This is a genomic window from Paraburkholderia adhaesiva, from assembly GCF_021390575.1.
GTDB classification, from domain to species: Bacteria; Pseudomonadota; Gammaproteobacteria; order Burkholderiales; family Burkholderiaceae; genus Paraburkholderia; species Paraburkholderia adhaesiva.
This window is the reverse complement of record NZ_JAJEJQ010000004.1, coordinates 485,883-492,647: the sequence shown is the minus strand read 5'-3', so window position 1 is coordinate 492,647 and position 6,765 is coordinate 485,883. Positions and strand designations below refer to the sequence as shown.

Genomic DNA, 6,765 nt, shown 5'->3' with positions numbered 1-6,765 from the left:
AACGATATCAGCGCGGTGATCGGCTACATGAAACAGCAACCCGATATCGACGGCTCACGCATTGTGGTTGCCGGACAGAGCTTTGGCGGGTGGAACACCCTTGCGCTCGGTACGCTCGACGTGCCTGGTGTCAAGGGTTTGATGAGCTTCGCCGGGGGCATGCAGGAGGTCGGTTGCACGGATCCCGATTCGGCCCTGGTCACTGCCGCCGCTATCCTGGGCAAACAGACAAAGACGCCGTCGATCTGGTTCTTCGGGGACAACGACCAGGTTTTGAACACGTCGCTATGGCACACGATGTACGACCGCTATGTTGCTGCGGGCGGCCCGGCTGAACTGGTTGCCTACGGCTCGTTTGGCGCGGATGCGCACCAGATCCTCAGCTATCCCGAGGCGCTCGGGTTGTGGGTACCGAAGGCCGATGCGTTCCTTGCGCGCGTGGGGCTCCCACATACAGAAATCTATCCCGAATACATGCCCATGCCGGTGCCCCCGCCGAGTCACTACGCGGATCTGAACGACACACAGGCGCTACCGTACCTGGGCGAACAGGGGCCAGCCTATTACCGAAAATTTCTCGACAAACCCCTGCCTCGTGCGCTGGCGATCGGACCGAACGGCGCGGGCGCCTCGGCAGGTGGATTCGATCCGCTCGCCCAGGCGCTGAAGCGGTGTGGCGAGCACGGTCCTGGCTGCCGCCTGTATGCCGTCGATAACACCGTGGTGTGGGTTCGCCCAACGCCCGCGCCAAAGGCGACGCATTTTGCGGCGCTGACGGATGTTGCCGCAGTGCCGCGCCTGAACGCTGCGGGCCGCAGCGCATACGCACAGTTCCTCCAGATGCCGCTGCCACGAGCGTTTGCGTTGGCCCCCGATGGCAGTGCGGTAGCTTCGTCGCGCGGAGCCGATCCGGTCGCGTATGCACTTGAGCATTGCCGCCAGCTTTACCATCGGTGTCAGCTCTATGCGGTCGACGGCGATGTCGTCTGGTCCGGGAAACGCGCCAATTGAACCGGATGGATGGTCTGGCAAGGCTGCATGAACGTGCCGGAGCTTTGGGCTGGCGGTGCCGCGCCGATGTGTGGCAGGGCAACAGGATCAGCGATGCGTTCGAATGTGCGAAAGGTCATCGTTTCGAGCGTCACGCTACGACAGTCCTGCTGGATCCGCCGGAGTGTCTTCAGCGTGCGGTGCTTGCCCGTTCGAAGAAGCGCATCAAGCGCCTGAACTATCACTTTGAGGGCGGGGAATGAACTGGCGGGCGGGGTTTGACGATCTGCTGGCCGCCATGACGCCCGGCATTGCGTATTCGACACAACAGCTGTGCGCGCGGGTTGGCATGAGCTACATGACGACGCGGACGCTGCTGCGGCGTGCGCAGCTTGATGGGTGGTTGCGGCGGGCAAGTGGAGTGAAAGGCGAGTGGTTCTGGATCCGGGTGGTGGACGCTCAGGATGACTGCCAGAAGATCGCCGTGGACATGGAGGCGGCGCGAGGAAATGGGTAAGTCGAAGAAAGGTAGCAGGAAGGGGATGGGGAGGCTGGTGCTGACGCGCGAGATGCTGCTGCCTCTCACCGCGCAGGCGGTGCGTGCGATTTCGCTGCCGGCGCATCTTGCGCTGGTGGCATTGCGGCAGGGGCTGGGGAAGCACGATCACGCGGCGGAGCTTGTGCAGGTGCTGTGCCGCACGAATCTGATGGTGCGCCAGACCGGCGCAGAAGTTGATGTACGCGCCCTGGGCGCTGCAGTCATGGTTTTGAAGAGTCTGATGGAAAGCGGCCGGGCGCATGGCTGGCAGTCTGTCAGTGAGCCGGACGCAGAGGTGATTGCGAAGTTGCTGACGATTCACGACCGGTTACTCGAGGGATTGCCGCGGCGCTGGTATGAGGGGGCTCAGCAGATGATCGCGCGCGAGATCCGGCAGCAGGCTTTGGCGGTGCTGGACAGCGTGCCGCCACAGGGCAGTTCCGGCGCTTCCGCGTGAACGGGGCTTCACGGAGCGGAGCCGGCGGATTGACTGTTGCGCAACGCGATGGCTACCGTTGCGCCTGAGCAACATTTCTCCAGTATATATTCTGTCAGGGGTGGCAGTCCGGGGCGCGTGTCGGTCAGTGCAGAGGATGGCGCGATGTTTGCGCGGGTGCTGACGCTGCACGACCGGCTGCTGGAGAAGCTGCCGCGGCGCTGGTTTTTCGAGGCGGAGGCGAAACTGCACGGGGAGATTGCCACGTTATCCCCTTCAGGGAAGACCTGAAGGCGTGGTGCCCGTCGGACTCGGGCAAGCCGCCCACCTCCACCTGACGGGCCACTCCAGTCTACCCCTGTCGCATTCATGCGACAGATCAGTGGATATATTGGCGTAGTGCTAGCTTGCCCGTCCAGTAGAAAATCACATCCGCCTCGCCCCCCTGGTTCCGGTGCTCGATGCCGAGATCAAGCGCGCCCTGGCGATTACTGCCACTGGTCCATGTCGTGTTGCCAAGAAACCGCGAACCCGTACAGGGCGGATACGATCCATTCGCGCCCGCTGCCATATAGGCGGCAATGTTGACCCAGCATTCGACGCTCCACGTACTGCCCGCGCAGAAGTTCGCGGCGGCGCTCACGTCGACATAGGCATTCGACGCGCCGTTCAAGATCACGTACGCATCCTCACCCGGCAGCAGCAGCCCGGAAGCCAGCTGCGCACCGGCCTGATAGGTCCCGTTGGTAACCGTCCGACCGTGACCGTATAGACGCAGGAAGAATGCGTCGCCATGATTTCCCGGGGCACATATGTCACTGTGCCCATAAAGGAAATCATGGACACAGTGACCGAATTCACCGAAGTCAAAGGCGCCCGCAAGTATCGGCGGCGTACACCGGATGAGAAGCGCCAGATCGTCGAGGAGACGTTATCCAGTGGGCGCTCGGTGGCGGAGATTGCACGCAGTCACGAAGTGAATGCGAATCAGGTGTTCGACTGGCGCAAGCAGTATCTCGAAGGACGGCTTGGCGCCGACGAGCGCAGATGTGCCTTGCTGCCGGTCACCGTGAATGAGGCTGGCGACAGCAGCGTAGCCGAACCGGCTGCATCTACGCCTGCGGCACAGGTGCCCGGCACGATCCGAATCCGGTTGCCACGAGGCGACGTGTACGTTGAAGGGAGCGTCGATCCCGACACGCTGCGCGTGGTGATCCAGTGCCTGGCCCGGTGATCGGTCCGCTGGCGAACACGCGCATCTGGGTTGCCGCCGGATTTACGGACATGCGCTGCGGCTTTGATGGCCTGGCTGCGAAGGTGCAGACCGTGCTGGCGAAGGATCCGTTCTGCGGACACATCTTCGTGTTCAGAGGCAAACGTGGCGACCTCCTCAAATGCCTGTACTGGCGTGACGGTGGGCTATGCCTGTTCGCCAAGCGCCTGGAGCGTGGGCGCTTTGCCTGGCCTCGTGCTGACGGCGGTGTTGTTTCGCTGACCAGCGCCCAACTCGGCCTTCTGCTCGAAGGGTTCGACTGGCGACAGCCTGTCGATGCAGCCCGACCCTGCAGTGCTTTGTAAACGTATGTGACAACGCGCGCGTAGCGCAATGCACGCGCGTAAACTCGCTGCATGGCATCCAGCAATGCTTCCCTCCCGGACGACATCGAGGCCTTGAAGACTCTTGTGCTCGCGCGTGAGGCGGCGCTACGCGAGCGCGAAGGCGACCTTGCGGATCTGCGCAGCACCGTGACGACGCTTCAGCAGACACTCTCGGATCGTGCGCTCGAGATCGAGCATCTGAAGCTGTGGATCGCGAAGCTCCAGCGCATGCAGTTCGGGCGCAAGTCGGAGAAGATTGATCGCCAGATCGAACAACTGGAATTGCGTCTCGAAGATCTGCAGGCCAACGACGGTGTGGCGGCGGTCGATGAGCCGAAGCGGCGGCCTCGCCCTGAAGCCGGCAAGCCGACAGGACGCAAGCCACTACCGGCGCACCTGCCACGCGAAGATGTTGTTCACCAGCCCGATGATGCGTGTTGCCCGCAGTGCGGTGGCGCACTCGCCGATCTGGGCGAGGACATTGCCGAGCAACTCGACTATGTGCCCGGCCATTGGCGGGTGATTCGTCATCGGCGGCTGAAGAAGGCCTGTACCCGTTGCGACTGCATTGTGCAGGCCGCGGCGCCCAGCCGGCCGATCGATCGCGGCATGCCAGGCCCCGGATTGCTCGCGCACGTCCTGGTCGGCAAATTCTGCGACCACCTACCCCTGTATCGCCAGTCAGTGATTTACGCGCGCGACGGCGTGGAGCTCAGCCGCTCGACACTCGCGGACTGGGTCGGCCAGTGCAGTGCGTTGCTCCGGCCACTCGTGGAGGTCATTCGCCGATACGTGATGGCTGCCGTGAAGATCCACGCCGATGACACGCCGGTACCCGTGCTCGAACCCGGAAACGGCAAGACACGGACGGCACGGATCTGGACCTACGTTCGGGATGACCGACCGGCTGGTTCGGAGGAAGCGCCGGCGGTCTGGTTCGCATACAGTCCCACACGCTCTGGTGAATATCCACAAACCCATCTGAAGTGCTTCAAGGGAACACTGCAGGCCGATGCGTTCGCGGGTTACAACGCGATCTACGAAGGTGGTGAGGTGCGCGAGGCTGGATGCATGGTACACGCGCGCCGCAAATTCCATGATCTGTTCGTCGCGCGCAGGAACGAGGTCAACACTGAAGCGTCGCGCCGGATCGGAGAACTGTACGCAATTGAGGCCGCGATTCGAGGCAAGCCACCGGATGAGCGAAGACGTGTCAGGCAGGAGCAGGCGCGTCCGCTACTCGACGCCCTCGAGATCTGGCTGCGCTCGACATTGAGTACGGTGTCCCAGAAAGGCGATACCGCCAAAGCCATCAACGACGCACTGAATCAGTGGGCAGCGCTCACGCTGTACGTCGATGACGGCGCCGTGGAAATCGACAACAACGCCGCTGAACGCGCGTTACGTGCGGTCGCTCTCGGCCGAGAAAACTTCCTGCACTTCGGCTCCAATAGCGGTGGCGAACGCGGCGCCGCAATCTACACTCTGGTCGGTACCGCCAAACTGAATGGCCTCGATCCCGAGGCCTACCTGCGCCACGTCATCTCGCATTGCCGAGCATCCCGTCAATCGCGTCGACGAGCTGCTGCCGTGGGTCGTTGCCGATCAGCTTCACTTCGACGTCGCCTGAATTCAACGCGCTGCGTTCAACTGTTCGATACCAACATGCTGTCAAGAACGGTCGTGGTCGGACGCTTACTCCCGTTGCGCGCGTTGCCCGAGATGTCCTTTGCTGTCGTGCCGCTGGATTCATCCAGTGGCCAGTACGCGTAAGGACTGTCCGAGAGCACGAGCGCACGGTAAGGACTTGCCGTTCCCCAGTACGCGCACTGATCCATGAGCAGCGCCTGCTGGTCCGTAGCGGGAAGCAACTGTGCAAACTCGATGACTTCGCCATACAGTCCCTGCGAGCAGCGCGACACCCCGTTGTTGTCCGCACCCACGCACATCATCTCGGACTCGCCCGTGCCGACGCCGCCTGAAGCCGGCATACCGTTGAAGTAGACCGTGCTCGCCCCCTCATTGAGCAGTTCAAGCACCTGACCCGTGGTGCCCACGGCAATGCCGCTCGCGCAGGTAAAACCCGTGCCACCACTTGTCGTGTTGTAGGCGAACGTGATGAGCGTACTGTTTGAACCCTGATACAGCTCGATGTGGGTGGTGTCACCGCTGTTGAGCACAATCGGATTGCCGTTGCCCGAAGCCAGCTCCCAGGGAAAAGCGAGTACGGACGAACGCGTGAGCGGCTGCGGAAAAACCAGTGCGGCCGCGGGGATGCTCGTGCAGAGGAAGGAGCCGTTGGCGCCCAGCGTGCCGCCATTCGTTTCGATGGCCTGGCGAGCGGACCATGAGGGCCAGGCGAAGGCCTTGCCGTTCGCCACGATCTGCGGCTGGCTTGCCATATTGGCCTGGGAGAGGTGGGCCGCGCCCGGCATCTGGTCGTACCAGATCTTCACAAAGCCATTGCCGGCACCGACGAAAGCGAGCAGCCCCGCGACGTTCAGATCTCCCGACAAAGTAAAACTGATGTCCTGGGTCGTATTGTCCGAATCGCGCCGCACGTTGATACACGGACCCGCATAGGCACCGGTGAGGCGCCGCAGGCTCCATGCGCCAGCAGCAGGGGTAGCCAGTTCATCGAGCAGACCGCGCCAGGGGCGCGTCGTGACCATCAGCAGCAGGCGGGAGAGGTTCATTGATTTTGCCCCGCGACAAAGGTGTAGAACGTCGCGCCGCCGTTCAGCGTGTAGCCGACGAACGTATCAAGCTTGCCCGCCACACCGCTCAATGACGGCACGATGCCCTGCGGCCAGAGAAAATTCGACGGCCACGTTATCGCAGAACCGGAGTTGCCATGCACGACCAGCACAAACGCGGCCAATACACCTGAAGCAGGCGCATTCGTGACCGACAGCGCCGTCGTCACGTTCACGCCTACGGGCAGGCTAAAAAGGATCTCGGGCGCGCCTTTCGTGATCGGCGTGAGATCGAGCGCCACGCTTGTGGCGCCAGGCAGATTGACCACGGCCGTTACCGGGGCAGTGGACGCCGCCGCGATGGCCGCCTTGATGGGTGTACCCAGATTTTCGATCAGGCTGACCAGCTCTGCGATCTGGGCCTGCAGACTGGCCTGAGGGGTAAGCGTGCTCGTGAGGCTTGCCTTTGGTCGCGTGGACAGGGTCCATACGATTCAAGACACGCC

General features: G+C 62.6%; 10 protein-coding genes and 1 pseudogene. 8 read left to right on the top strand and 3 right to left on the bottom strand.

The genetic code is table 11. From position 1 onward, the window contains the following. The 5 genes from L0U80_RS30095 to L0U80_RS31635 form a co-directional block, all read left to right on the top strand. On the top strand, positions 1-1,011 hold a 1,011-nt coding region (locus L0U80_RS30095; protein ID WP_233874817.1), incomplete at its 5' end, for a dienelactone hydrolase family protein. Continuing rightward, positions 1,008-1,253 carry a hypothetical protein gene (locus tag L0U80_RS30090; RefSeq protein WP_233874815.1) on the top strand — a complete coding sequence of 82 codons (246 nt, stop codon included), beginning with the start codon at positions 1,008-1,010 and terminating at the stop codon, positions 1,251-1,253. The genes L0U80_RS30095 and L0U80_RS30090, both read left to right, overlap by 4 nt. Then, positions 1,250-1,507: a hypothetical protein gene (locus tag L0U80_RS30085; protein ID WP_233874813.1), complete on the top strand. Its 258-nt coding sequence runs from the start codon at positions 1,250-1,252 to the stop codon at positions 1,505-1,507. The genes L0U80_RS30090 and L0U80_RS30085 overlap by 4 nt, the downstream gene beginning before the upstream one ends. After that, entirely contained in the window at positions 1,500-1,985 is a 486-nt protein-coding gene (locus L0U80_RS30080; protein WP_233874811.1) for a hypothetical protein, read from the top strand. The genes L0U80_RS30085 and L0U80_RS30080 overlap by 8 nt, the downstream gene beginning before the upstream one ends. 144 nt (positions 1,986-2,129) lie before the next feature. After that, on the top strand, positions 2,130-2,255 hold the full coding sequence (locus L0U80_RS31635) for a hypothetical protein (protein ID WP_267955019.1): 126 nt from the start codon (positions 2,130-2,132) through the stop codon (positions 2,253-2,255). A gap of 88 nt (positions 2,256-2,343) precedes the next feature. Here L0U80_RS31635 and L0U80_RS30075 read toward each other — a convergent pair whose 3' ends face one another. Continuing rightward, the gene (locus L0U80_RS30075; RefSeq protein ID WP_233874809.1) at positions 2,344-2,643 is read right to left on the bottom strand and encodes a hypothetical protein; all 300 of its coding nucleotides are present in this window, start codon (positions 2,641-2,643) and stop codon (positions 2,344-2,346) included. 159 nt (positions 2,644-2,802) lie between these two features. Here L0U80_RS30075 and tnpA point away from each other — a divergent pair, with 159 nt between their 5' ends. The 3 genes and pseudogenes from tnpA to tnpC all read left to right on the top strand — a co-directional run bounded on the left by tnpA (position 2,803) and on the right by tnpC (position 5,193). Further along, on the top strand, positions 2,803-3,198 hold the full coding sequence (tnpA, locus tag L0U80_RS30070; protein WP_233874807.1) for an IS66-like element accessory protein TnpA: 396 nt from the start codon (positions 2,803-2,805) through the stop codon (positions 3,196-3,198). Next, a complete protein-coding gene (gene tnpB, locus L0U80_RS30065) occupies positions 3,195-3,542 on the top strand; it encodes an IS66 family insertion sequence element accessory protein TnpB (protein ID WP_233874805.1) in 348 nt (115 codons plus the stop codon). The genes tnpA and tnpB overlap by 4 nt, the downstream gene beginning before the upstream one ends. Before the next feature lie 51 nt (positions 3,543-3,593). Beyond that, positions 3,594-5,193 (top strand): annotated as a pseudogene (gene tnpC, locus L0U80_RS30060) (IS66 family transposase). 16 nt (positions 5,194-5,209) lie between these two features. Here tnpC and L0U80_RS30055 read toward each other — a convergent pair. Together L0U80_RS30055 and L0U80_RS30050 are read right to left on the bottom strand one after the other, a co-directional pair. Next, positions 5,210-6,259 carry an arabinofuranosidase catalytic domain-containing protein gene (locus L0U80_RS30055; protein WP_233874803.1) on the bottom strand — a complete coding sequence of 350 codons (1,050 nt, stop codon included), beginning with the start codon at positions 6,257-6,259 and terminating at the stop codon, positions 5,210-5,212. Then, positions 6,256-6,588 (bottom strand): hypothetical protein, encoded by a 333-nt coding sequence (locus tag L0U80_RS30050; RefSeq protein ID WP_233874801.1) that lies wholly within the window; start codon positions 6,586-6,588, stop codon positions 6,256-6,258. Before L0U80_RS30050 ends, L0U80_RS30055 begins: the two co-directional genes overlap by 4 nt. Positions 6,589-6,765 lie beyond the last annotated feature (177 nt).

What these genes read in the sequence shown, in the direction of transcription:
- L0U80_RS30085 (WP_233874813.1), top strand. Translation starts at nt 1,250, where the DNA reads ATGAACTGGCGGGCGGGGTTTGACGATCTGCTGGCCGCCATGACGCCC.
- L0U80_RS30080 (WP_233874811.1), top strand. Translation starts at nt 1,500, where the DNA reads ATGGGTAAGTCGAAGAAAGGTAGCAGGAAGGGGATGGGGAGGCTGGTG.
- L0U80_RS31635 (WP_267955019.1), top strand. Translation starts at nt 2,130, where the DNA reads ATGTTTGCGCGGGTGCTGACGCTGCACGACCGGCTGCTGGAGAAGCTG.
- tnpA (WP_233874807.1), top strand. Translation starts at nt 2,803, where the DNA reads ATGGACACAGTGACCGAATTCACCGAAGTCAAAGGCGCCCGCAAGTAT.
- L0U80_RS30055 (WP_233874803.1), bottom strand. Translation starts at nt 6,259, where the DNA reads ATGAACCTCTCCCGCCTGCTGCTGATGGTCACGACGCGCCCCTGGCGC.